The 21,631-nt window shown below is 66.8% G+C and carries 21 protein-coding genes; 7 read left to right on the top strand and 14 right to left on the bottom strand.

Annotation, left to right across the window (positions count from 1 at the left end; translation table 11 throughout):
• Nucleotides 1-27: 27 nt before the first annotated feature.
• The 14 genes from truA to ACSQ2F_RS05930 form a co-directional block, all read right to left on the bottom strand.
• Complete coding sequence (truA, locus tag ACSQ2F_RS05995) at nt 28-813, bottom strand: tRNA pseudouridine(38-40) synthase TruA (RefSeq protein ID WP_436020776.1); 786 nt, start codon at nt 811-813, stop codon at nt 28-30.
• Between the two features lie 56 nt (nt 814-869).
• Nucleotides 870-3,545 (bottom strand): FimV/HubP family polar landmark protein, encoded by a 2,676-nt coding sequence (locus ACSQ2F_RS05990; RefSeq protein WP_436020774.1) that lies wholly within the window; start codon nt 3,543-3,545, stop codon nt 870-872.
• A gap of 222 nt (nt 3,546-3,767) precedes the next feature.
• The gene (asd, locus tag ACSQ2F_RS05985) at nt 3,768-4,901 is read right to left on the bottom strand and encodes an aspartate-semialdehyde dehydrogenase (RefSeq protein ID WP_436020772.1); all 1,134 of its coding nucleotides are present in this window, start codon (nt 4,899-4,901) and stop codon (nt 3,768-3,770) included.
• A gap of 56 nt (nt 4,902-4,957) precedes the next feature.
• A complete protein-coding gene (gene leuB, locus ACSQ2F_RS05980) occupies nt 4,958-6,037 on the bottom strand; it encodes a 3-isopropylmalate dehydrogenase (protein ID WP_436020770.1) in 1,080 nt (359 codons plus the stop codon).
• Between the two features lie 43 nt (nt 6,038-6,080).
• Entirely contained in the window at nt 6,081-6,725 is a 645-nt protein-coding gene (leuD, locus tag ACSQ2F_RS05975) for a 3-isopropylmalate dehydratase small subunit (protein WP_436020768.1), read from the bottom strand.
• Between the two features lie 27 nt (nt 6,726-6,752).
• Nucleotides 6,753-6,887 (bottom strand): entericidin A/B family lipoprotein, encoded by a 135-nt coding sequence (locus ACSQ2F_RS05970; RefSeq protein WP_436020766.1) that lies wholly within the window; start codon nt 6,885-6,887, stop codon nt 6,753-6,755.
• A gap of 50 nt (nt 6,888-6,937) precedes the next feature.
• Nucleotides 6,938-8,347 (bottom strand): 3-isopropylmalate dehydratase large subunit, encoded by a 1,410-nt coding sequence (leuC, locus tag ACSQ2F_RS05965; RefSeq protein WP_436020764.1) that lies wholly within the window; start codon nt 8,345-8,347, stop codon nt 6,938-6,940.
• Nucleotides 8,348-8,478: 131 nt separating this feature from the next.
• Complete coding sequence (gltA, locus tag ACSQ2F_RS05960; RefSeq protein ID WP_436020762.1) at nt 8,479-9,789, bottom strand: citrate synthase; 1,311 nt, start codon at nt 9,787-9,789, stop codon at nt 8,479-8,481.
• A 56-nt stretch (nt 9,790-9,845) separates the two neighbouring features.
• The gene (locus ACSQ2F_RS05955) at nt 9,846-10,124 is read right to left on the bottom strand and encodes a succinate dehydrogenase assembly factor 2 (RefSeq protein ID WP_436020760.1); all 279 of its coding nucleotides are present in this window, start codon (nt 10,122-10,124) and stop codon (nt 9,846-9,848) included.
• Between the two features lie 4 nt (nt 10,125-10,128).
• Nucleotides 10,129-10,833, bottom strand: a complete 705-nt coding sequence (locus ACSQ2F_RS05950; RefSeq protein WP_436020758.1) for a succinate dehydrogenase iron-sulfur subunit — start codon at nt 10,831-10,833, stop codon at nt 10,129-10,131.
• A gap of 37 nt (nt 10,834-10,870) precedes the next feature.
• A complete protein-coding gene (sdhA, locus tag ACSQ2F_RS05945; protein ID WP_436026744.1) occupies nt 10,871-12,595 on the bottom strand; it encodes a succinate dehydrogenase flavoprotein subunit in 1,725 nt (574 codons plus the stop codon).
• Between the two features lie 71 nt (nt 12,596-12,666).
• A complete protein-coding gene (sdhD, locus tag ACSQ2F_RS05940; protein ID WP_436020756.1) occupies nt 12,667-13,032 on the bottom strand; it encodes a succinate dehydrogenase, hydrophobic membrane anchor protein in 366 nt (121 codons plus the stop codon).
• A gap of 22 nt (nt 13,033-13,054) precedes the next feature.
• Nucleotides 13,055-13,471, bottom strand: coding sequence for a succinate dehydrogenase, cytochrome b556 subunit (gene sdhC / locus ACSQ2F_RS05935; protein WP_436020754.1), 417 nt, complete (start codon nt 13,469-13,471; stop codon nt 13,055-13,057).
• A 149-nt stretch (nt 13,472-13,620) separates the two neighbouring features.
• Entirely contained in the window at nt 13,621-14,382 is a 762-nt protein-coding gene (locus ACSQ2F_RS05930; protein ID WP_436020752.1) for a GntR family transcriptional regulator, read from the bottom strand.
• Nucleotides 14,383-14,591: 209 nt separating this feature from the next.
• Between ACSQ2F_RS05930 and ACSQ2F_RS05925 the strand changes: the two genes are divergently transcribed.
• From ACSQ2F_RS05925 to ACSQ2F_RS05895, 7 genes are all read left to right on the top strand, one after another.
• On the top strand, nt 14,592-15,578 hold the full coding sequence (locus ACSQ2F_RS05925; protein WP_436020750.1) for a malate dehydrogenase: 987 nt from the start codon (nt 14,592-14,594) through the stop codon (nt 15,576-15,578).
• A gap of 88 nt (nt 15,579-15,666) precedes the next feature.
• Nucleotides 15,667-16,674 carry an HpcH/HpaI aldolase/citrate lyase family protein gene (locus ACSQ2F_RS05920; RefSeq protein WP_436020748.1) on the top strand — a complete coding sequence of 336 codons (1,008 nt, stop codon included), beginning with the start codon at nt 15,667-15,669 and terminating at the stop codon, nt 16,672-16,674.
• Nucleotides 16,675-16,986: 312 nt separating this feature from the next.
• Nucleotides 16,987-17,475 (top strand): hypothetical protein, encoded by a 489-nt coding sequence (locus tag ACSQ2F_RS05915; protein ID WP_436020746.1) that lies wholly within the window; start codon nt 16,987-16,989, stop codon nt 17,473-17,475.
• Nucleotides 17,476-17,720: 245 nt separating this feature from the next.
• Entirely contained in the window at nt 17,721-17,969 is a 249-nt protein-coding gene (locus ACSQ2F_RS05910; RefSeq protein ID WP_436020744.1) for an AbrB/MazE/SpoVT family DNA-binding domain-containing protein, read from the top strand.
• Nucleotides 17,966-18,373 carry a type II toxin-antitoxin system VapC family toxin gene (locus ACSQ2F_RS05905; RefSeq protein ID WP_436020742.1) on the top strand — a complete coding sequence of 136 codons (408 nt, stop codon included), beginning with the start codon at nt 17,966-17,968 and terminating at the stop codon, nt 18,371-18,373. Before ACSQ2F_RS05910 ends, ACSQ2F_RS05905 begins: the two co-directional genes overlap by 4 nt.
• Nucleotides 18,374-18,432: 59 nt before the next feature.
• Nucleotides 18,433-21,018: a bifunctional aconitate hydratase 2/2-methylisocitrate dehydratase gene (acnB, locus tag ACSQ2F_RS05900; RefSeq protein WP_436020740.1), complete on the top strand. Its 2,586-nt coding sequence runs from the start codon at nt 18,433-18,435 to the stop codon at nt 21,016-21,018.
• Nucleotides 21,019-21,284: 266 nt separating this feature from the next.
• Complete coding sequence (locus ACSQ2F_RS05895) at nt 21,285-21,611, top strand: ArsR/SmtB family transcription factor (RefSeq protein ID WP_436020738.1); 327 nt, start codon at nt 21,285-21,287, stop codon at nt 21,609-21,611.
• Nucleotides 21,612-21,631 lie beyond the last annotated feature (20 nt).

Raw genomic sequence — 21,631 nt, 5'->3', positions numbered from 1 at the left:
ATGATCGTCGGCCACCCGCGATCCGGGTCAGTCGGGCAACCAGTCCATGGCCGGCGTCCGGTCAGGCAAGGCCAGGGCCGGATCGTAGTACGGGCCGCGGAAATAGAGGCCGGCAGGGGAAAAGGTCGGTGCCGCATGGATGCGCTGGCGCGAGGCCAGCACCTCCGCCATCCAGCCGACGGGGCGCCGGCCACTGCCGACCGCCAGGAGGCACCCCATGATGTTGCGGATCATGTGGTGGAGGAAGGCGTTGCCGTCGAAGTCGAAGCGCCAGTAGGCCCCGCAGCGCCGGATGTCGATGGCGCGGAGGATGCGAACGGGCGAGTTGGCCTGGCATTCCGCGGAACGGAAGGCGCTGAAGTCATGCTCGCCGATCAGCACGGCCGCAGCGGCGCGCATCCGGTCGCCATCCAGCGGGGTGAACACCCATCCGACCGAACCGGCCTCGACCGACGGCCGCACCCCCGACTCGAGCAGTACGTAGGTGTAGCGGCGGCCCAGGGCGCTGTAGCGTGCGTGAAAGTCGGGGCTGACGGCGCGGCACCACTGCACCGCGATGTCGTCGGGCAGGTAGCGGTTGGTACCACGCACCCACGAATTGAGTTCGCGATCGACCGGGGCGTCGATGTGGACCACCTGGTTCAAGCCGTGCACGCCGGTGTCGGTGCGGCCGGCGCAGGCCGTCTCGACGGCGGTGGCCGCAAATTGAGACAGGGCCGACTCCAGTCGGCCCTGCACGGTGGGTTCGAGCGGCTGGCGTTGCCAGCCGCTGTAGCCCTGCCCTCTGTAGGCAATGCCCAGCGCCAACCTCACGCGGGCACCTCAGGCGAAGGCGCGGGACCGGCAGCGTCGGGCCACGCGGCGACCGCTCAACCGAGCTCGTCGAGCATGGCCTGCGCGCGCATCTTCACCGAGCCGCTGGCCTTCGCCACGACTTCCTGGAGCAGATCACGTGCGCCTTCCATGTCGCCGATCTGCCGGAACTCTTCAGCCAGTTCAAGCTTGCGAGCGATCGGGTCGGCATCGTCGCCGCCGACATCACCCAGGTCGATGCTGCCGAAGTCGTCCGCGGGAGCGGCCGGCTTCACCGGCGTCGCCGGTCGCGTGATGTCGTCGTTCGGGCCACCCAGGTCCAGCGAGATGGACGACAGGTCGAACTCCATCGCGCCCGAGGACGTCACCGGGGCCGGTGCGGCCGCAGGCGGGGGCGCGCTGTAGGGCTCGTCCAGGTCGAAGCGCATGCCGCCCGACAGGTCTTCGGCCGGGGCGGCCGGCAGCGGCTGGGTGCGCTCGGTGACGCGCGACGTCGGCTGGGCCGGCGGCGAGCTGTCGAATGAACCCAGGTCGAGGTCGAGATCGACGCCCGACGCGCTGTTGTCGAAGCCGCTGACCGTGCCGGTGCTGCTGCCGAACTCGGACGGCGACGGCAGCACGGACTGCGGCATGGTGCTGGCACCCAGCGGCTCGGCGGACGGACGCACGCCGCCGTCGTTGCCTGCCGGCGAACCGCCCGGCTTGTAGAGGGCGTTGTCCGGCTCGATCTGCTGACCGAGTTCCTGGGCCTTGGCCCAGTCCTCGCCCTGCCCGCCGGTCAGGCCGAACAGCTGCGTGGCCAGGAGCTCGAAGCCCTTGGTATCGCGGCGCTTGGCGTAGACCTCGAGCAGCTTGGTCCGGATGGCCAGGCGCTCGGGACTTGCGCGCATGGCTTCCTTCAGGATTTCCTCCGCCTGCAGGTCACGGCCGTAGGCCAGGTAGACGTCGGCCTCGGCAACCGGGTCGACGTCGCCGATGGCATCGAGCTGGCTCAGCGAATAGCTCATCGACGAGGACGCGCCGCTGGCATCGCGGGTATCGATGCGCTGGCCGCCGCTCGCGCCGAAGAACGAGTCAGGCTGGAGGCGGCTCTCGAGGAACGAGGTTTCGCCGCTGTCCTTCTTGGCGCGCTTGGTGAAGCGGTAGATGCCGAAGCCGATCAGGGCGGCCAACAGCGCGCCGCCGATGGCCAGGGCCAGCGGGTTATCCATCACGGAGGACATGACGTCCGGCTCGGGCGGAGGCGGCGGCACCGGTGCCGGCTTCGGCGGTGGCGGCGGTGCCACGACCTCGGGCTCGGACGCGGCGGTTTCCGGGGTGGTCGGCATGCCTTCGGCAGCCGATGCCGACGTGGAAGCCGTCTCGGGTGTCGGCTCGGAGGCCGGGATCGGCGCTTCCGCGATCACGGGTGCCGAGGCGGGAGCCGGAGCCGGAGCGGGCACTGGCGCCGGTGCGGGCGCAGGCGCAGGAGCGGCGACCGGGGCAGAAGCCTTCGGGGCCGGGGTCGGCACGGTCGGCGTGGCGATGGGCGCCTTGACGCCCACGCCCGGCTTGCTGGCGGCCCCTGCAGAACCGGGGGCACCTTGCGAGCCGCTCGACAGCTTCTTCAGGTCTTCGACGTTCTTGGCAAGCTCCGCCATGCGGGCGGCGGCTTCCTTCTGCTCGCGCTCCTTGGACAGGCGTGCTTCCGGTGCCGAGGCCTTGGTGGCACCCTTGCTCAGCGTGAGCTTGTCGGGCGACGGCGCTGCGGCCTGCTTGCGGTCATCCACCTCGGCCTTCACCTGGCCGCTTGCCTGGCGAGCGGAGCCGTCGGCACCCGCCGCCGGCACGGCGCCGGCGAGGCGCTGGCGGTAGGCGCCGAAGTCGGCGCTCTGGGCCTGAATCAACTGGCGGGCTTCCGCCGTTGTCACGGCGCGCGCTTCTTCGGCGGACGGCACCGACAGCACGGCGCCGGACTTCAGCCGGTTCATGTTGCGGCCGAGGAAGGCGTCAGGGTTGGACTGGAACAGCGACACCAGCATCTGGTCGAGCGAGACGCCCGGACGCTGGTTGCGCGCGGCAATGCGCGACAGGGTGTCGCCGGCACGGACCTTGTACTCGTCGCTCTCGGAGGCATCGCCATCCACGGGTGCGGCGGCACGCGGGGCCGGGGCCGGCGTGGCGGGCGTTGCGCGAGGGGCTGCCGGGGTCGACGCCTCGGCGGGCGCACGCGGAGCGGGGGCCGGGCGGGCGCGCGACGCGCTGGTGTCGGGGCGTGCGGGAGAGATCGACGGTGCGGTGGACGGCGCCGGCGTCGATGCAGCGGCCGAGCGGGTCGACGGCGGATCGAACAGCATGGTGTACTCGCGCACCAAGCGGCCGGTCGACCAGGAGATCTCGAGAATGACGTCGACGAAGGGCTCCTGCACGGAGCGGTCGCTCGTCACGCGCAGGAACGGACGCCCGTCGGGACGGCGCTCGAGCGTGACCCGGGTGGCCGTGAGCACGGCGTTGTAGTCGACACCTGCGGCACGATAGGCCTCCGGCGTGGCGACCTTCACCTGCAGGTTCGAGGCTTCTTCGGCGGTGAGGCTCGTGACGTCGATTTCGGCGCGGAGCGTCTCGCCCAGGCCGGACTGGACGGCGAGGCGCCCCAGACCGAGAGCCATGGCATCGACCGACGTGAGCAACATGGTGGCCAGTGCCACCCCGGTCAGAGCGAAGCGCCCTGCAAACAGCGAGTTTCTTTTCAAGGCGTCTCCCAATTGGACGGGGGTGGAACCGAGCGAGCCCCACCGCTTTCGGATTCTTGTAGGCGCGGCGCGGGCGTCAGCCGTGTTTCCCAAGGCTTAACAGTGGAAAACACAATAACATCAACCACATACGAAAACAAGCTAATGCACTGGCTGACGTTTCACAGAACCCGCTTTTGCGCAGGTTCTTCACCATTCGCTTGTTGCCGCACCACAACGAGGTCAGGCGTCGAGCAGAATCCGAAGCATGCGGCGCAGCGGTTCGGCCGCGCCCCACAGGAGCTGGTCGCCGATGGTGAAGGCTCCGACGTACTCCGGCCCCATCGCCAGCTTGCGCACCCGGCCGACCGGAATGTCCATCGTGCCCGTGACAGCCACCGGGGTCAGCTGGCGGATCGTCGCCTCGCGGGTGTTCGGCACGAACTTCGCCCACGGGTTGTCGTTGGCGATCATCTGCTCAATGTCGGCCAACGGCACGTCCTTCTTGAGCTTGAACATCAGCGCCTGGCTGTGGCAGCGCATCGCGCCGACGCGCACGCAGAAGCCGTCGACGGGCACCGCCGGCGACCCGAAGCCCTCGCCCTGCCCCAGGATCTTGTTGGTCTCGGCGCCGCCCTTCCATTCTTCCTTGCTCATCCCGTTGCCCAGATCCTTGTCGATCCAGGGAATCAGGCTGCCACCGAGCGGCACGCCGAAGTTGGCCGTCTCGGCTTCGCTCAGGCTGCGCTGCTTGGCGATCACCTGGCGGTCGATCTCGAGGATGGCGCTCTTCGGGTCATCGAGCAGCGGCTTGACCGCGGCGTTCAGGGTGCCGAACTGCGTCAGCAGTTCGCGCATGTGCTGGGCGCCGCCGCCGGAGGCCGCCTGGTAGGTCTGGGTGCTCATCCATTCGACGAGACCGGCCTTGTAGAGGGCGCCCACGCCCATCAGCATGCAGCTGACGGTGCAGTTGCCGCCGATCCAGTTGCGCCCGCCCGCGGCCAGGGCCTTCTGGATGACCGGCAGGTTCACCGGGTCGAGGATGATGACGGCGTCGTCCTTCATGCGCAGCGTGGACGCCGCGTCGATCCAGTGGCCGTTCCAGCCGGCAGCGCGCAGCTTGGGGAACACCTCGGTGGTGTAGTCGCCGCCCTGGGCCGTCAGGATGATGTCGCAGCGCTTGAGCGCCTCGATGTCGTATCCGTCCTTGAGCGTCGTCTCGTTCTTGGCGAACGAGGGTGCCTTGCCGCCCGCGTTGCTCGTGCTGAAGAACATGGGTTCGATCAGCGCGAAGTCGTTCTCCTGGGCCATGCGATCCAGCAACACCGAACCCACCATCCCCCGCCAGCCCACCAGGCCGACCAATTTCGTAGCCATGAGATTTAGTCCCGTCTCGTCGAAAAACTCGTGTATCCGTGTCTGGATGTCGGCAGTCAGCGCTGCGCCTTGAGCGCGGCCACCACGGCATCCCCCATTTCGCGCGTGCCCACCTTGCGCGTGCCTTCGCTGTAGATGTCCCCGGTGCGCAGCCCCTGGCCGAGGACGGTCTTCACCGCCGCCTCGATGCGCTGGGCCGCGGCTTCCTGGTTCAGGCTGAAGCGCAGCATCATGGCCGCCGACAGGATGGTGGCCAGCGGGTTGGCCACGCCCTTGCCCGCGATGTCGGGCGCTGAACCATGGCTCGGCTCGTACAGGCCCTGGTTCTTCGCGTTCAGGGAAGCGGACGGCAACATGCCGATCGAGCCGGTCAGCATGGCCGCCTCGTCGCTGAGGATGTCGCCGAACATGTTGCCGGTGACGATGACGTCGAGCCGCTTCGGGTCCTTCACGAGCTGCATGGCGGCGTTGTCGACGTACATGTGCTCGAGCGCCACGTCCGGATACTGGGCGTGCACCTCGGTGACGACGTCGCGCCAGAACTGGAAGGTCTCCAGCACGTTGGCCTTGTCGACGCTCAGCACCTTCTTGTTGCGCTTGCGCGCCGCCTGGAAGGCAATGTGGGCAATGCGCTCGATCTCGGGCCGCGAGTAACGCATGGTGTCGAAGGCCTCGTCGGCCCCCGCGAAGGCGCCGTCCGGCGACGCACGGCGGCCGCGCGGCTGGCCGAAGTAGATGTCACCCGTCAATTCGCGAATGATGAGCAGGTCGAGGCCGGCCACGATCTCGGGCTTGAGCGTCGACGCATGCGTCAGTTCGGCGTAGCAGATGGCCGGACGGAAGTTGGCGAAGAGCTCGAGGTTCTTGCGCAATCCGAGGATGGCCTGCTCGGGCCGCAACGGTCGGTCGAGCTTGTCGTACTTCCAGTCACCCACGGCACCGAACAGCACGGCGTCCGAGGCCTTGGCGAGCGCCAGGGTCGCCTCAGGCAGGGGATGGCCGTGGGCCTCGTAGGCGGCACCGCCCACCTTGGCCTCTTCCAGCTCGAAACGCAGGTCGAGACAGCCGAGCACCTTCACGGCCTCGGCCATGATCTCCGTTCCGATGCCGTCGCCCGGCAGGATCGCAATCTTCACGAATCAGGTCCTTCAGTTCACTTCGATGGAAGGCTGGCCACGCTCAGAGCGTGTGGGCCAGCCAGGGCTTCTGGAGCAGGCGCTCGGACTCGAAGGCCTTGATCTTGTCGGCATGACGCAGGGTCAGGCCGATGTCGTCGAAACCGTTCAGCAGGCAGTACTTGCGGAAGGCCTCGACCTCGAACGGCAGTTCGCTGCCGTCCGGCTTGATGACGACCTGGCGCTCCAGGTCGACCGTCAGCTCGTAGCCGACGAAGCCGTTGACCTCGTCGAAGAGCCGGTCGACTTCGCGCTCGGGCAGCACGATGGGCAGCAGGCCGTTCTTGAAACTGTTGTTGAAGAAGATGTCGGCGTAGCTCGGCGCGATGATGGCCCGGAAGCCGTATTGGTCGAGCGCCCAGGGAGCGTGCTCGCGCGAAGAACCGCAACCGAAGTTCTTGCGCGTGAGCAGCACCGAGGCCCCGCGGTAGCGGGGCTGGTTCAGCACGAAATCAGGATTCGCCTTGCGCGTGGCCGGGTCCTGGCCGGGTTCGCCCTGGTCGAGGTAGCGCCATTCGTCGAACAGGTTGGGGCCGAAGCCCGACTTCTTGATCGACTTCAGGAACTGCTTCGGGATGATGGCGTCGGTATCGACGTTCTCACGGTCCAGCGGAACGACCAGACCCTTGTGGATGCGAAAGGCTTGCATGATTTCCTCGGAGACGCGGCGGGCCGCTTACTTCTTCTTGTCGGCGCTCTCTTCGACCTTTTCGCCCACCTTCTGGACGTCCTTGCCGAAGCCGCCGACGGTGTTGCAACCGACGAGCATCAGGGACACGCTGGCGAGCAGGATGGCAGTGATCTTCTTCATGGCAGGTTCCTTTCTGGGGTGGATGAAACGGACTCTCTGAGACGCATCGATCAGGCAAGGCGTCGAACGTCGACGAAATGGCCTTCGATGGCCGCGGCAGCCGCCATGGCGGGGCTGACGAGGTGGGTGCGGCCGCCCGCACCCTGGCGGCCTTCGAAATTGCGGTTGGACGTGGAGGCACAGCGCTCGCCGGGCTCCAGGCGGTCGGCGTTCATGGCGAGACACATCGAGCAGCCCGGCTCCCGCCATTCGAAGCCTGCGGCCAGGAAGACCTTGTCGAGCCCTTCCCGCTCGGCCTGCTCCTTCACGAGGCCGGAACCCGGGACGACCATGGCGAGCTTCACGTTCGGCGCGAGCTTGCGGCCCAGGCGCCGCACGACGGCCGCCGCCTCGCGCATGTCCTCGATGCGCGAGTTGGTGCACGAGCCGATGAAGACCTTGTCGATGGTGATGTCCGCAATGGGCTTGTTGGGCTGCAGGTTCATGTACTGCAGCGCACGCTCGATGGCACCGCGCTTGTTGACGTCGCGCTCGCGCTCCGGGTCCGGCACGCGGTCCTCGATGGACAGCACCATCTCCGGGGAGGTTCCCCAGGTGACTTGCGGGCTGATCTCGCTGGCGTCGAGCTCGACGACGGCATCGAACTTCGCGTCAGGGTCGGAATGGAGCGTCCGCCAGTACGCCATCGCCTGCTCAAGCTCCACGCCGGCGGGCGAGAACGGACGGCCCTGCACGTAGCGCAGGGTGGTCTCGTCGACGGCCACCATGCCTGCGCGCGCGCCGGCCTCGATCGCCATGTTGCACACGGTCATGCGCCCTTCCATGCTGAGCGCGCGGATGGCGGATCCGCCGAACTCGATGGTGTAGCCCGTGCCGCCGGCGGTGCCGATGCGCCCGATGATCGCGAGCACGATGTCCTTGGCGCCGCAGCCGAATGGCAGCGTGCCTTCGACCTTCACCAGCATGTTCTTCGCCTTGCGGGCCAGCAGGGTCTGGGTGGCCAGCACATGCTCCACCTCGCTGGTGCCGATGCCATGCGCCAGTGCGCCGAACGCGCCGTGCGTGGACGTGTGCGAGTCGCCGCAGACGACCGTCATGCCCGGCAAGGTGGCACCCTGCTCCGGGCCGATCACGTGCACGATGCCCTGGCGCTTGTCGTTCATCTTGAACTGCGTGATGCCGAAGCGGTCGCAGTTGCGGTCCAGGGTTTCGACCTGCAGCCGGGAGATGGGGTCGGCGATGCCGTGCGAGCGGTCGGTCGTGGGAACGTTGTGGTCGCTCACGGCCAGGTTCGCCGACAGGCGCCACACCTTGCGGCCGGCCTGCTCCAGGCCGTCGAAGGCCTGCGGGCTGGTGACCTCGTGGACCAGGTGACGGTCGATGTAGAGCACGGCGGTGCCGTCCTCTTCGGTGTGGACGACGTGCTCGTCCCAGATCTTGTCGTACAGCGTGCGACCCATGGCGTGCGTTTCCGTTGGCTCTGGCAGGGAACTGCCGATTTTAGGCGTTTGGCAACAAAAACCCCGGCTCGAGGCCGGGGTTTCGTTCATTTTGGGTCTCGAATCGTTTCGGACCGGCTCCCAAAACGATTTCAGCGCTGTGCGAGCGGTTTGACGTCCCGCGCAATCGAGCCGTTGAACAGCTGGCGGGGCCGGCCGATCTTGTACTCGGGGTCGCCGATCATCTCGTTCAGCTGGGCAATCCAGCCCACCGTGCGCGCCAGGGCGAAGATGGCCGTGAACAGGCTGACCGGAATGCCGATCGCGCGCTGCACGATGCCCGAGTAGAAGTCGACGTTCGGGTACAGCTTGCGCGACACGAAGTAGTCGTCTTCCAGGGCGATCTTCTCGAGGGCCATGGCCAGCTTGAACAGCGGGTCGTTCTGCAGACCCAGCGCGTTCAGCACCTCGTGGCAGGTCTCGCGCATCAGCTTGGCGCGCGGGTCGTAGTTCTTGTACACGCGGTGACCGAAGCCCATCAGCTTGATGCCGGAGTTCTTGTCCTTCACCTGCTTGATGAACTCGCCGATCTTCTCGATGCCACCCGAACGCTGGATGTCTTCCAGCATGTTCAGGGCCGCCTCGTTGGCGCCGCCGTGGGCCGGGCCCCACAGGCAAGCCACACCGGCCGCAATGGCGGCGAACGGGTTGGTGCCCGACGAGCCGCACAGGCGGACCGTGGAGGTGGAGGCGTTCTGCTCGTGGTCGGCGTGCAGGATGAAGATGCGGTCGAGCGCGCGCACGACGACGTCGTTCGGCGTGTAGTCCTCGCACGGCGTGGCGAACATCATGCGGGTGAAGTTCGCGGCGTAGGACAGATCGTTCTTCGGGTAGATGTACGGCTGGCCGATGCCGTACTTGTAGGCCATCGCGACCAGCGTGGGCATCTTGGCGATCAGGCGGATGGCCGAGATCTCGCGGTGCTCCGGGTTCGTGATGTCGGTGCTGTCGTGATAGAAGGCGGACAGGCCACCCACGAGGCCGGTCATGACGGCCATCGGGTGGGCGTCACGGCGGAAGCCGCGCAGGAAGAACTGCATCTGCTCGTTCACCATCGTGTGCGCGGTGACGAGGCTGGTGAAGTCGTTCTTCTGCGTCTCGTTCGGCAGTTCGCCGTTGAGCAGAAGGTAGCAGGTCTCGAGGTAGTCGCAGTTGGTGGCGAGCTGCTCGATGGGGTAGCCGCGGTACAGCAGCTCGCCCTTGTCGCCGTCGATGTAGGTGATGCTCGACTGGCAGGCCGCCGTCGACAGGAAACCGGGGTCGTAGGTGAACTTGCCGGTCTGCGCGTACAGCTTGCGGATGTCGATGACATCCGGGCCGACCGTGCCTTTGTAAACCGGCAGATCCATCGCGGGGCTGCCGTCGGAGAACGACAGGGTGGCTTTCACGTCAGACGGGGTCATGGGCATTCCTTAGAAACAAAAAAATCGAGAAAGACACTCTTCATCTCGCCGTGCGATCACGCTGAGGCGGCCGGCTCGCGAAGCTCGCGCAGCACGCGCTGCACATCCTCACGGTCCAGCTCGCCTTCGGGCTCGCGGCGCGCCAGGAGCAGATCGAGCAGGTCGTTGTCGGACAGGTCCATCAGCGCAAGGAGGCCCTGCATCTGATTCTCCGTCAGCGTGGCCTCGTGGCGCGCGAAGAAGCGCTCCACGAACAGGTCATTCTCCAGCAAACCTCTGCGGCATCGCCACTTCAGCTTGCTCAGCGCACGGGCATCGACAAGTTGCTCGGTCATGACATCAGACCGTGCGGCGCACCATCAGCTCTTTGATCTTGCCGATCGCCTTCGTGGGGTTCAGGCCCTTCGGGCAGACGTCCACGCAGTTCATGATCGTGTGGCAGCGGAACAGGCGGTACGGATCCTCGAGGTTGTCGAGGCGGGCCGCCGTGTCCTGGTCGCGGCTGTCGGCGATGAAGCGGTAGGCTTGCAGGAGGCCGGCGGGACCCACGAACTTGTCAGGGTTCCACCAGAAGCTCGGGCAGCTGGTCGAGCAGCTCGCGCACAGGATGCACTCGTACAGGCCGTTGAGCTCGTCGCGCTCCTCCGGCGTCTGCAGGCGCTCCTTCTCGGGCGGCATGACGTCGTTCACGAGGTACGGCTTGATCGAGTTGTACTGCGTGAAGAACTGGGTCATGTCGACGATCAGGTCGCGAATGACCGGCAGGCCCGGCAGCGGCTTCAGGACGATCGGGTCCTTGAGGGACAGCATGTTCGTCAGGCAGGCCAGGCCGTTCTTGCCGTTGATGTTCATCGCGTCCGAGCCGCACACACCCTCGCGGCACGAGCGGCGGAACGACAAGGTCGGGTCGACCTTCTTCAGCTTCATCAGCGCATCGAGCAGCATGCGCTCGCTGCCGTCGAGTTCGACCTCGATCGTCTGCATGCGCGGCTTGGTGTCGGTGTCGGGGTCGTAGCGGTAGATCTGGAACACACGCTTGGTCATGACTTCTTTCCTGGGGCGCTAAGGGAGGACCGGCCGTTCAGAACGAACGGACCTTCGGCGGAATCGACTCCGCGGTCAGCGGCTTGAGGTTCACCGGCTTGTACTCGAGACGCAGGTCGGAGGAGTACCACAGCGTGTGCTTCATCCACTCGACGTCGTTGCGGCCGTTGGGGTACTGCGCCGAGTCGCCGTAGTCGTTCACGGTGTGGGCGCCGCGGCTTTCGTGGCGGGCAGCAGCCGAGATCATGGTGGCCAGCGCCACTTCGATCAGGTTCTCCACCTCGAGGGCTTCGATGCGGGCGGTGTTGAACACCTTGGACTTGTCGGCCAGGTGGATGTTCTTCACGCGCGCGGCGACGTCCTTGATCTTCTGCACGCCTTCGTTCATGGAGGCCTGGGTGCGGAAGACGCCGGCATGCTGCTGCATCGTGGCGCGGATGTCGTTGGCGACGTCCTGGGCGTACTCGCCCGTCGTGCTTTGCTCGTACTTGGCCAGGCGCGACAGGGTGAAGTCGGCGGCGTCGGCCGGCAGGTCGAGGTGACCACGAGCCTTGAGCTTGCTGTCGACGATGTGGTTGCCGGCCGCGCGGCCGAACACCAGCAGGTCGAGCAGCGAGTTCGTGCCCAGGCGGTTGGCGCCGTGCACGCTCACGCAGGCGCATTCGCCCACCGCGTACAGGCCGTTCACCACCTCGTTCACGCCGTTCTTCGGCACGACCACCTGGCCGTGGATGTTCGTCGGGATGCCACCCATCTGGTAGTGGATGGTCGGCACGACGGGGATGGGTTCCTTCGTGATGTCGACGTTGGCGAAGTTGTGGCCGATCTCGAAGACGGAGGGCAGCCGCTTCATGATGGTCTCGGCGCCGAGGTGGGTCATGTCGAGGACGACGTAGTCCTTGTTGGGACCGCAGCCGCGACCTTCCTTGATCTCCTGGTCCATGCAGCGCGACACGAAGTCACGCGGTGCGAGGTCCTTGAGCGTCGGGGCATAGCGCTCCATGAAGCGCTCGCCATTGCTGTTGCGCAGGATGGCGCCCTCGCCGCGGCAGCCTTCGGTCAGCAGCACGCCCGCGCCGGCCACGCCGGTCGGGTGAAACTGCCAGAACTCCATGTCCTGCAGCGGGATGCCGGCGCGCGCTGCCATGCCCAGGCCGTCACCCGTGTTGATGAAGGCGTTGGTGGAGGCGGCGAAGATGCGGCCGGCGCCACCCGTGGCGAGCAGCACGGTCTTGGCTTCGAGGATGTGGATGTCACCCGTTTCCATCTCGAGCGCCGTCACGCCGCAGACGTCGCCGTCGGCATTGCGGATCAGGTCGAGGGCCATCCACTCGACGAAGAAGTTGGTGCGCGACTTGACGTTCTGCTGGTACAGCGTGTGCAGCATCGCGTGGCCGGTGCGGTCGGCGGCGGCGCATGCGCGCTGGACGGGCTTCTCGCCGTAGTTGGCCGTGTGGCCGCCGAACGGACGCTGGTAGATGGTGCCGTCCGGGTTGCGGTCGAAGGGCATGCCGAAGTGCTCGAGCTCGTACACGACCTTCGGGGCTTCACGGCACATGAACTCGATCGCGTCCTGGTCGCCGAGCCAGTCGGAGCCCTTGACGGTGTCGAAGAAGTGGTAGTGCCAGTTGTCTTCGGACATGTTGCCGAGCGAGGCGCCGATGCCGCCCTGGGCCGCGACGGTGTGCGAGCGCGTCGGGAAGACCTTGGACAGCACGGCCACGTTCAGGCCGGCCTGCGCGAGTTGCAGCGAGGCGCGCATGCCGGAGCCGCCGGCCCCGACGATGACGACGTCGAACTTGCGCTTGGTCACAGAATTGGTTGCGCTCACGTTTACAGTCTCCACAGCACTTGAACGGCCCAGCCGCCACATCCGACCAGCCACACGATCGTGGCCACTTGCAACACCAGCTTCACGCCCACCGGCTTCACGTAGTCCATCAGGACGTCGCGGAAGCCCACCCAGGCGTGGTACAGCAGCGCGATGACCGTCACGAAGGTGAGCAGCTTCATCCACTGGGCCGAGAAGATGCCCTGCCACTTGGCATAGCCCATCTCGGCACCGAAGAGCACCTGCACCAGCAGCGCGATCGTGAAGAGGGCCATCAGGACGGCAGTGGCGCGCTGGGCGAGCCAGTCACGCAGGCCATAGTGCGCGCCGACGACGACGCGCTTGGAACCGTAGTTCGGGGTTGTCATGTTCCTGTGATTCCGGTCAGGGTCAGATGAAGAGCTTGATGCCGAGCGCGAGCGTCAGGGCGAGGCTGAGGCCGAGCGTGACGAAGGCGGATGAGCGGCCGAATTCCTTGCTCACCGAGTGCGTGGCATCCATCCAGAGGTGGCGCACGCCGGCGATGAAGTGATGCAGGTACGACCAGATGAGGGCGAGCACCACGAGCTTGAAGAACCAGCCGGGCACGAAACCGAGGCCGCCCACGAAGACGTCGGCGAGGAACTGGTAGGTGATGTCGGACTCGAGGCTCTTGTCGAGCAGCCAGATGATGAACGGCAGCAGCGCCAGCATGATCACGCCGCTGACGCGGTGCAGGATCGAGACCCAGGCGGCCGGCGGCAGCCGGTACTGGGTGGCGTCGATGAGGCGCATGGGGCCCGGCCGCTGTTTGATGGTGTCTGACATAAAACCTCGTTACTCTGACAAAGATGCTGAAGAGAAGGCCCGACCCGACGCGGCGCAAGAATCGCCGATGGCCACAGTAAACCTCGGGATTTTATTGCAATGCAGCGGACTGCGCCCTTGCTTTTCGATAAGCGGCTCGGCTGCCACGCTCAGCTGAGTTCATTGCGGTAGTAGTGCGCCTCGGTGTTGTAGAGCCCGCGACGCAGCTCCACAGGCTGGTCGTCATAGGTGAGCGACAGCCGCTCGACGCTCAGGAGCGGGGTCCCCGGCTTGACCTGGAGCAGCTCGGCGGCGATGGAATCGGCGGCCACGGCCCGCAACTGCTCTTCGGCGCGAATCATGCGCACGCCGAACTCGGATTCGAACAGCCCGTACATCGGGCCGCGGTACTCGGCCACGCGCTCGGCGGTGAGGCCCTTGAAGAGCACGCCCGGCAGCCAGATGTCATCCAGCACCACCGGCACGTCGCGGAACAGCATGACGCGTCGCAACTGAATGGCGGTATCGCCGGACTTCAAGCCCAGCGCGCGGCCGACGTCGGCCGGCGCCCGCAGCCGGCGGCAGTCGATCACGCGGCGTGTCACGTTGCCCGTCTCGCCGTCGTCGGCCTTGAGGCGGAGGAATCTGAACTGGATCTTCTGCTCGGAGTGCGTCGCGACGAAGGTGCCCTTGCCCTGGCGGCGCACGAGCAGGTTTTCATCGGCCATCGCGTCGATGGCCTTGCGCACCGTGCCCTGGCTCACCTTGTAGCGTGCCGCGAGCTCGACCTCGCTCGGAATCAGCTCGCCCGGCCGCCATTCACCGCTGCGCAGGCTGCGCGTGATCAGCGTCTTGATCTGCTGGTACAGCGGGCTGAAGGCCGGCCCGTCCGACGTCGCATCGGCAGGCAGGGGCGTGAAGGACGAGACCATGTCCACGATTGCAGCACAAGCCCCTGCTGGCGTCCATGAATCACCCTCAAATGTCTTATATAAGACATAAGAGCGTTGACGACCCCTGGGTTGCCCCCTAGACTCGCCTACACTTCCGGATTGGCCCGGTTGCCGAGGCTGCCTGTCCGGACCGCTCCGGCCCGCCCTGCGCCACCGACGAATTCCATCACTTCCTGCGGAGTCCCTCCATGAGCAAGAAACCCGTTCGCGTTGCTGTCACCGGTGCTGCCGGCCAGATCGGCTATGCCATCCTGTTCCGTATCGCCTCCGGCGAGATGCTGGGCAAGGACCAGCCGGTGATCCTGCAACTGCTGGAGATCCCTGACGAGAAGGCCCAGAACGCGCTGAAGGGCGTGATCATGGAGCTCGAGGACTGCGCATTCCCGCTGCTCGCCGGCATCGAAGCCCACAGCGACGCCAAGGCCGCCTTCAAGGACACCGACTACGCCATCCTCGTGGGCGCCCGCCCCCGCGGCCCGGGCATGGAGCGCAAGGACCTGCTGAGCGCCAATGCCCAGATCTTCACCGTGCAGGGCAAGGCCCTGAACGAAGTCGCCTCGCGCAACGTCAAGGTGCTGGTCGTCGGCAACCCGGCCAACACCAATGCCTACATCGCCATGAAGAGCGCGCCGAGCCTGCCGCGCGAGAACTTCACCGCCATGCTGCGCCTGGACCACAACCGCGCTGCCTCGCAGATCGCTGCCAAGACCGGCAAGCCGGTCGCCGGCATCGAGAAGCTGGCCGTCTGGGGCAACCACTCGCCCACGATGTACGCCGACTACCGCTTCGCCACGATCGACGGCAAGTCGGTCAAGGAAGCCATCAACGACGACGTCTGGAACCGTGACACCTTCCTGCCGACCGTCGGCAAGCGCGGCGCAGCAATCATCGCCGCCCGTGGCGTGAGCTCGGCCGCTTCGGCCGCCAACGCCGCGATCGACCACATGCGCGACTGGGCCCTGGGCACCAATGGCAAGTGGGTCACGATGGGCGTTCCGTCCAACGGCGAGTACGGCATTCCGAAGGACGTCATCTTCGGCTTCCCGGTCACCACCGAGAATGGCAAGTACAAGATCGTCGAAGGCCTGGCCATCGACGCCTTCAGCCAGGAGCGCATCGACCTGACGCTGAAGGAACTCACTGAAGAGCAGGACGGCGTCAAGCACCTGCTCTGAGCGGGCCCGCCCTGCTGCGGCTTCGGCCGCACCCCCGAAGGCCAGCTCACCCGCTGGCCTTTTTTCATTGCCTGAAGGACCCTGCGCCATGAACGCTGCCGCACTCCATCCCCGCGACGCCCTGTTCGAGGCCTCCGAGCGAGCGCCGACGCTGCCCGTCTGCGATCACTACTCGGGCGTGCCCGAGCGCATGCGCAAGAGCCTGGACCTCCAGGCGGAGCGCGGGCCGGTGTTCGACGTCACGCTCGACTGCGAGGACGGCGCACCGGTGGGCGGCGAACTGGAACACGCGGCGCTGGTCGGCGAACTGGTGATGTCGGCGGCGAATCGTAACGGGCGCGTGGGCGCACGGGTCCACCCCGTCGACCACCCGGCATTCGAGCGGGAGCTGGACGTGCTGGTGAAGGCAGCCGGGGCCCGGCTCGCCTACCTGATGGTTCCGAAGGTCGCCGACCTCGGCCAGGCGAAGCGCGCCATCGCCGCCGTCGACGATGCCTGCAGCCGGCACGGGGTGACGCGCGCCCTGCCGGTCCACGCCCTGATCGAGACGCACGGCGGCCTGCGTGACGTGTTCGCCATCGCCGCCCTGCCCCGCATCGAATCGCTCTCGTTCGGCCTGATGGACTTCGTGTCCGCCCACCGGGGCGCCATCCCGCAGGCCGGCATGAGCGCCGGCGGACAGTTCGAGCACCCGCTCGTGCTGCGCGCCAAGCTCGAGATCTCGGCCGCCTGCCACGCGGCCGGCAAGGTCCCGTCGCATTGCGTGGTCACTGAATTTCGCCGCCGCAGCCTGCTCCAGGAAGCCGCCACGCGCGCCTGCCGGCAGCTCGGCTACCTGCGCATGTGGAGCATCCACCCGGACCAGATCACCCCGATCATCGAGGCCTTCGCCCCCACGGCGGCCGAGACCGACCTCGCCACCGAAATCCTGATGGCAGCACAGGCCGCGGGATGGGCGCCCATCAGCCACCGCGACACGCTGCACGATCGGGCGAGCTACCGCTACTTCTGGGACGTTCTCGCGCGCGCCCATCGCACGGGGCAGCCGCTGCCCGCCGAAGTCCGCGAAGCCTTCTTCGGCGACGACCGCGCCTGACCAGGTGTCTCGTGGAGGTCACAGGCGTCAAGCAAATGTTTCCGCGCTCGGCGCGGCTTGAGGCTCGCCGCTAGCACACCCTTCCCGAGCGCTGCCGGCTCGCGGCGGCTGCCGATCGTGACTTCGCGCACACCCCCGCCGGCCCCGCGCCGGCGGTCACCTGCAGCGGATGCGCCGCGCCGACTTTCCAAGCCTTGCACGCCGGCGCAAAATCCCTGCACTTTGTTGCAAAACGGGATCGACCCTCATCCACCGCACGGGGTCGGCGGCTCACAATCCGATCCGTTTTCACCATTTCTCCCGGAGTTCCCGATGATCCGTATCGCCGCCCTTGCCGCTGCCCTTGCCTTCTCCAGCGCCTCCGTCCTGGCCCAGCAGGCTGCTGCGCCGGCTGCCGCAAAGCCGGCGGCCCAGAAGAAGGCCGCCCCGGCCAAGAAGAAGGCCGCCGCCCCGGCCGCCAAGCAGCTCCCCGAAGCTGATGCCACGCAGATGGCCGCCGCCGAGCGCACCCACCTCGGCAGCTACGAATGCGACTTCAAGCAGACGATCGAAGTGGCCAAGAACACGAAGACCCCCGGCTACGTCGATGTCGGCTTCAAGTCCAAGACGTACACGATGAAGCCCGTGCTGTCCGACACCGGCGCCCTCCGCCTGGAAGACGTCACCGGCCGCACCCTGCTGATCCAGATCGCCAACAAGTCCATGCTGATGGACGTGAAGGCCGGCCAGCGTCTGGTCGATGACTGCGTGCACGAGAACCAACGCGCATCGTCCGTCGCCGTCAAGGCCGCCCAGCAGTAAGTCGACCTGCCGGGGCGGCGCGGCGGGTCCGCGCACCCTGGCCGGGGCCGGGCCTTCCTCGGCTCCGCCCAAGGGCCCGCTCGTCGTTCTGACGCTCCGGGCCCGCTCCGGCTTTGGCCGAGCATGCGTTGCCTCCTCGATCGTCCACGCGCGCGACGCGCTTGTCCGAACGGACTGCTCAGCGGGTTTGTTGCGGACTCATTCGGTACGTATAATTCATACATACTGAATTGTTCGGAGCCTGCATGGAAGCCACCGTCGCCGAGCGCGGCCAGATCACACTGCCCAAGGCGGTGCGCGATGCGCTCGGGCTCACCAAGGGGACGACCCTCAAGGTCGAACTCGACGGCGGCCGCATCATCCTGCGCAAGGACGTCAGCAAGGCGCTGCGCGAAGCGCGCGGCAAGTTCAAGCTGGTCGATGGCTACACCTCCACCGACGACGCCATGCGCGCGGTGCGCGGTCGCGCGCCGAACGACCCGCTCGACCCATGATCGCCGTCGACTCCTCCGTGCTGTTCGACGTGCTCATCGGCGACCCGCAGTACGCAACCGCCTCCGAAACCTGCATCGGTGACGCACTCGCCCGCGACGACGTGGTCGTCTGCGAAGCCGTTGTCGCCGAGGTGCAGTCCATGCTGGACACGTCCGTGAGCCTGATGGACACGCTCAGCCAGCTCGGTATCCGCTACGACCCGGTCGGCGAAGCCGCGGCGATGCGGGCTGGCCACATGAACAAGCGCTTTCGCGCCCGCGGCGGCAAGCGCGATCGCGTGGTCGCCGACTTCCTGGTCGGTGCGCACGCCATGCTGCAGTGCGACGCCCTGATCACCCGCGACGCCGGCTTCTTCCGTGATTTCTTCAAGGGCCTCAAGGTCATCCAGCCCACTGCCCCATGAGGGCGGATGGGTACCACTCCGAGCTTTCCCCCGCTTTTCCAGTCGAAAGAGAACGCACCATGCTTCAAGCCTATCGCCAACACGTTGCCGACCGCGCCGCGCTCGGCATCCCGCCGCTGCCGCTGTCCGCGCAGCAGACCAGCGAACTCATCGAGCTGCTGAAGGCACCGCCCGCAGGCGAAGGCGCCGCACTGGTTGAACTCCTCACCCACCGCGTTCCGGCCGGCGTGGACGACGCTGCCAAGGTGAAGGCCTCGTACCTGGCTGCCGTGGCCCACGGCACCGAGACCTGCGCGCTGATCTCGCGCGAGCGCGCCACTGAACTGCTCGGCACGATGCTGGGCGGCTACAACATCAGCCCGCTGATCGACCTGCTCGACGATGCCACCGTGGCGGCCACGGCCGCTGCCGCGCTGAAGAACACGCTGCTGATGTTCGACCAGTTCCACGACGTCAAGGAAAAGGCCGACAAGGGCAACGTCCACGCCAAGGCCGTGCTGCAGAGCTGGGCCGACGCCGAGTGGTTCACGGGCCGTCCGGAAGTGCCCGCGAGCATTACCGTCAGCATCTTCAAGGTGACGGGCGAGACCAACACCGATGACCTGTCGCCCGCCCCTGACGCCTGGAGCCGCCCGGACATCCCGCTGCACGCGCTGGCCATGCTCAAGAACAAGCGTGACGGCATCACCCCCGAGGAAGACGGCAAGCGCGGCCCGGTGAAGTTCATCGAGGAGTTGCGCGCCAAGGGCCACCTCGTCGCATACGTCGGTGACGTGGTTGGCACGGGTTCGAGCCGCAAGTCGGCCACCAACTCGGTGCTGTGGTTCACGGGCGAAGACATTCCCTTCGTGCCGAACAAGCGCTTCGGCGGCGTGTGCCTGGGCAACAAGATCGCCCCGATCTTCTACAACACGATGGAAGACGCCGGCGCCCTGCCGATCGAGCTCGACGTGGCCCAGATGAACATGGGTGACGTGGTGGAACTGCGCCCGTACGAAGGCAAGGCGCTCAAGGACGGCAAGGTCATCGCCGAGTTCAAGGTCAAGAGCGACGTGCTGTTCGACGAAGTGCGCGCCGGTGGCCGCATTCCCCTCATCATCGGCCGCGGCCTGACCGCCAAGGCGCGCGAGGCGCTGGGCCTCCCGCCCTCCACCCTCTTCCGCCTGCCGCAAAGCCCGGTCGACACGAAGAAGGGCTTCTCGCTCGCGCAGAAGATGGTCGGCCGCGCCTGCGGCCTGCCCGAAGGCCAGGGCGTGCGCCCGGGCACCTACTGCGAGCCCCGCATGACGTCCGTCGGTTCGCAGGACACCACCGGCCCGATGACCCGCGACGAGCTGAAGGACCTGGCCTGCCTCGGTTTCAGCGCCGACCTGGTGATGCAGAGCTTCTGCCACACCGCCGCCTACCCGAAGCCGGTCGACGTGAAGATGCACCACGAGCTGCCGGACTTCATCAGCACGCGCGGCGGCATCGCCCTGCGCCCGGGCGACGGCGTGATCCACAGCTGGCTGAACCGCTTCCTGCTGCCTGACACCGTCGGCACGGGCGGCGACAGCCACACCCGCTTCCCGATCGGCATCAGCTTCCCGGCCGGCTCGGGCCTCGTGGCCTTCGCCGCCGCCACCGGCGTGATGCCGCTGGACATGCCCGAGAGCGTGCTCGTGCGCTTCAAGGGCAAGATGCAGCCGGGCGTCACCCTGCGTGACCTCGTGAACGCCATCCCGCTGTACGCCATCAAGCAGGGCCTGCTGACGGTCGAGAAGAAGGGCAAGAAGAACATCTTCTCCGGCCGCATCCTCGAGATCGAGGGCCTGCCTGACCTGAAGGTGGAACAGGCCTTCGAACTGAGCGACGCTTCGGCCGAACGTTCGGCAGCGGGTTGCACGGTGCACCTGAACAAGGAACCGATCATCGAGTACATCAACAGCAACATCACGCTGATGAAGTGGATGATCTCCGAGGGCTATGCCGACGCGCGCACCCTGCAGCGCCGCATCGCCGCCCAGGAAGCCTGGCTTGCCAACCCGCAGCTGCTGAAGGGCGATGCGGATGCCGAGTACGCCGCCGTCATCGAGATCGACCTGGCCGACGTGCATGAGCCGATCGTGGCCTGCCCGAACGACCCGGACGACGTGAAGACACTGGCTGAAGTGGCTGGCGCCAAGATCGACGAAGTGTTCATCGGTTCCTGCATGACCAACATCGGTCACTTCCGCGCGGCTTCCAAGCTGCTCGAAGGCAAGCGCGACATCCCGGTGAAGCTGTGGGTGGCCCCGCCGACCAAGATGGATGCCAAGAAGCTGAGCGACGAAGGGCACTACAACGTGCTCGGCGGCGCCGGTGCCCGCATGGAAATGCCGGGCTGCAGCCTGTGCATGGGCAACCAGGCCCAGGTGAAGGAAGGCGCGACGGTGTTCTCCACCAGCACCCGCAACTTCCCGAACCGCCTCGGCAAGAACAGCAACGTCTACCTCGGCTCGGCCGAACTGGCGTCCATCTGCTCCAAGCTCGGTCGCATCCCGACGAAGGAAGAGTACCTGGCCGACATGGGGGTGCTGACCGCAGCCAGCGACAAGGTCTACCAGTACCTGAACTTCGACAAGATCGAGGAGTTCACCGACGCGGCACGGAAGGTCACGGCCTGAGCGTCAGCCGGCAAGGCTGAACCGTGACGAGGGCCCGCGCAAGCGGGCCCTTTTTCATTGCGGGCGCTGCGAAGCGATCCGCAGCAACCCGGGCCGCACGCATGCCCCGGCGGCCCGCGACGCGGCAGCCCGTTGAAAGTGCGACGCATGGCCCCTGCGCGTTTTCGCGGTGCATCTCGCGCGGCATCGTAATTCCGGGGATACGGAGGACCGCGCTCACTGGCCTGCCCTTGCGTCCTCGGCCATATTTCCACTATCATGGAATTATGGAAGACAAAGACGTGATCCGCTCGCTCGCCGCCCTGGCCCAACCGGTGCGGCTGCAGGTGTTCCGAGCGCTCGTCGTGGCCGGCGCGGACGGCCTGACGCCCGGCATGCTGCAGGAGCGTCTCGGCACACCGGCGGCCACGCTGTCGTTCCACCTCAAGGAGCTGACCCAGGCGGGCCTCCTCACCCAGGAGCGGGCGAGCCGCCGGCTCATCTACCGTGCCGCCTACGCCCACATGGCCGATCTCGTGACGTACCTCACCCAGAACTGCTGCGAAGGCGCCGCCTGCGCGGTCGAGGCCGACTCAGCCGCCTGCAAGTGCTGATCCCCGTTGAAGGAACTCCC

Source organism: Rhizobacter sp. LjRoot28 (assembly GCF_964253025.1).
Taxonomy (GTDB): Bacteria; Pseudomonadota; Gammaproteobacteria; order Burkholderiales; family Burkholderiaceae_C; genus Rhizobacter.
This window is presented reverse-complemented; position numbering and strand designations above follow the sequence as displayed.

Excerpts from the sequence above, each read along its gene's own strand:
- acnB (WP_436020740.1), top strand. The coding sequence starts at position 18,433 with ATGCTTCAAGCCTATCGCCAACACGTTGCCGACCGCGCCGCGCTCGGC.
- sdhA (WP_436026744.1), bottom strand. The coding sequence starts at position 12,595 with ATGCGCGCCTCGCTGCAACTCGCGCAGGCCGGCCTGAACGTGGCCGTG.
- sdhD (WP_436020756.1), bottom strand. The coding sequence starts at position 13,032 with ATGACAACCCCGAACTACGGTTCCAAGCGCGTCGTCGTCGGCGCGCAC.
- ACSQ2F_RS05930 (WP_436020752.1), bottom strand. The coding sequence starts at position 14,382 with ATGGTCTCGTCCTTCACGCCCCTGCCTGCCGATGCGACGTCGGACGGG.
- ACSQ2F_RS05955 (WP_436020760.1), bottom strand. The coding sequence starts at position 10,124 with ATGACCGAGCAACTTGTCGATGCCCGTGCGCTGAGCAAGCTGAAGTGG.
- ACSQ2F_RS05925 (WP_436020750.1), top strand. The coding sequence starts at position 14,592 with ATGAGCAAGAAACCCGTTCGCGTTGCTGTCACCGGTGCTGCCGGCCAG.
- asd (WP_436020772.1), bottom strand. The coding sequence starts at position 4,901 with ATGGCTACGAAATTGGTCGGCCTGGTGGGCTGGCGGGGGATGGTGGGT.
- sdhC (WP_436020754.1), bottom strand. The coding sequence starts at position 13,471 with ATGTCAGACACCATCAAACAGCGGCCGGGCCCCATGCGCCTCATCGAC.
- leuC (WP_436020764.1), bottom strand. The coding sequence starts at position 8,347 with ATGGGTCGCACGCTGTACGACAAGATCTGGGACGAGCACGTCGTCCAC.
- ACSQ2F_RS05950 (WP_436020758.1), bottom strand. The coding sequence starts at position 10,833 with ATGACCAAGCGTGTGTTCCAGATCTACCGCTACGACCCCGACACCGAC.
- ACSQ2F_RS05970 (WP_436020766.1), bottom strand. The coding sequence starts at position 6,887 with ATGAAGAAGATCACTGCCATCCTGCTCGCCAGCGTGTCCCTGATGCTC.
- ACSQ2F_RS05915 (WP_436020746.1), top strand. The coding sequence starts at position 16,987 with ATGATCCGTATCGCCGCCCTTGCCGCTGCCCTTGCCTTCTCCAGCGCC.
- gltA (WP_436020762.1), bottom strand. The coding sequence starts at position 9,789 with ATGACCCCGTCTGACGTGAAAGCCACCCTGTCGTTCTCCGACGGCAGC.
- ACSQ2F_RS05895 (WP_436020738.1), top strand. The coding sequence starts at position 21,285 with ATGGAAGACAAAGACGTGATCCGCTCGCTCGCCGCCCTGGCCCAACCG.
- ACSQ2F_RS05920 (WP_436020748.1), top strand. The coding sequence starts at position 15,667 with ATGAACGCTGCCGCACTCCATCCCCGCGACGCCCTGTTCGAGGCCTCC.
- leuD (WP_436020768.1), bottom strand. The coding sequence starts at position 6,725 with ATGCAAGCCTTTCGCATCCACAAGGGTCTGGTCGTTCCGCTGGACCGT.
- ACSQ2F_RS05910 (WP_436020744.1), top strand. The coding sequence starts at position 17,721 with ATGGAAGCCACCGTCGCCGAGCGCGGCCAGATCACACTGCCCAAGGCG.
- ACSQ2F_RS05905 (WP_436020742.1), top strand. The coding sequence starts at position 17,966 with ATGATCGCCGTCGACTCCTCCGTGCTGTTCGACGTGCTCATCGGCGAC.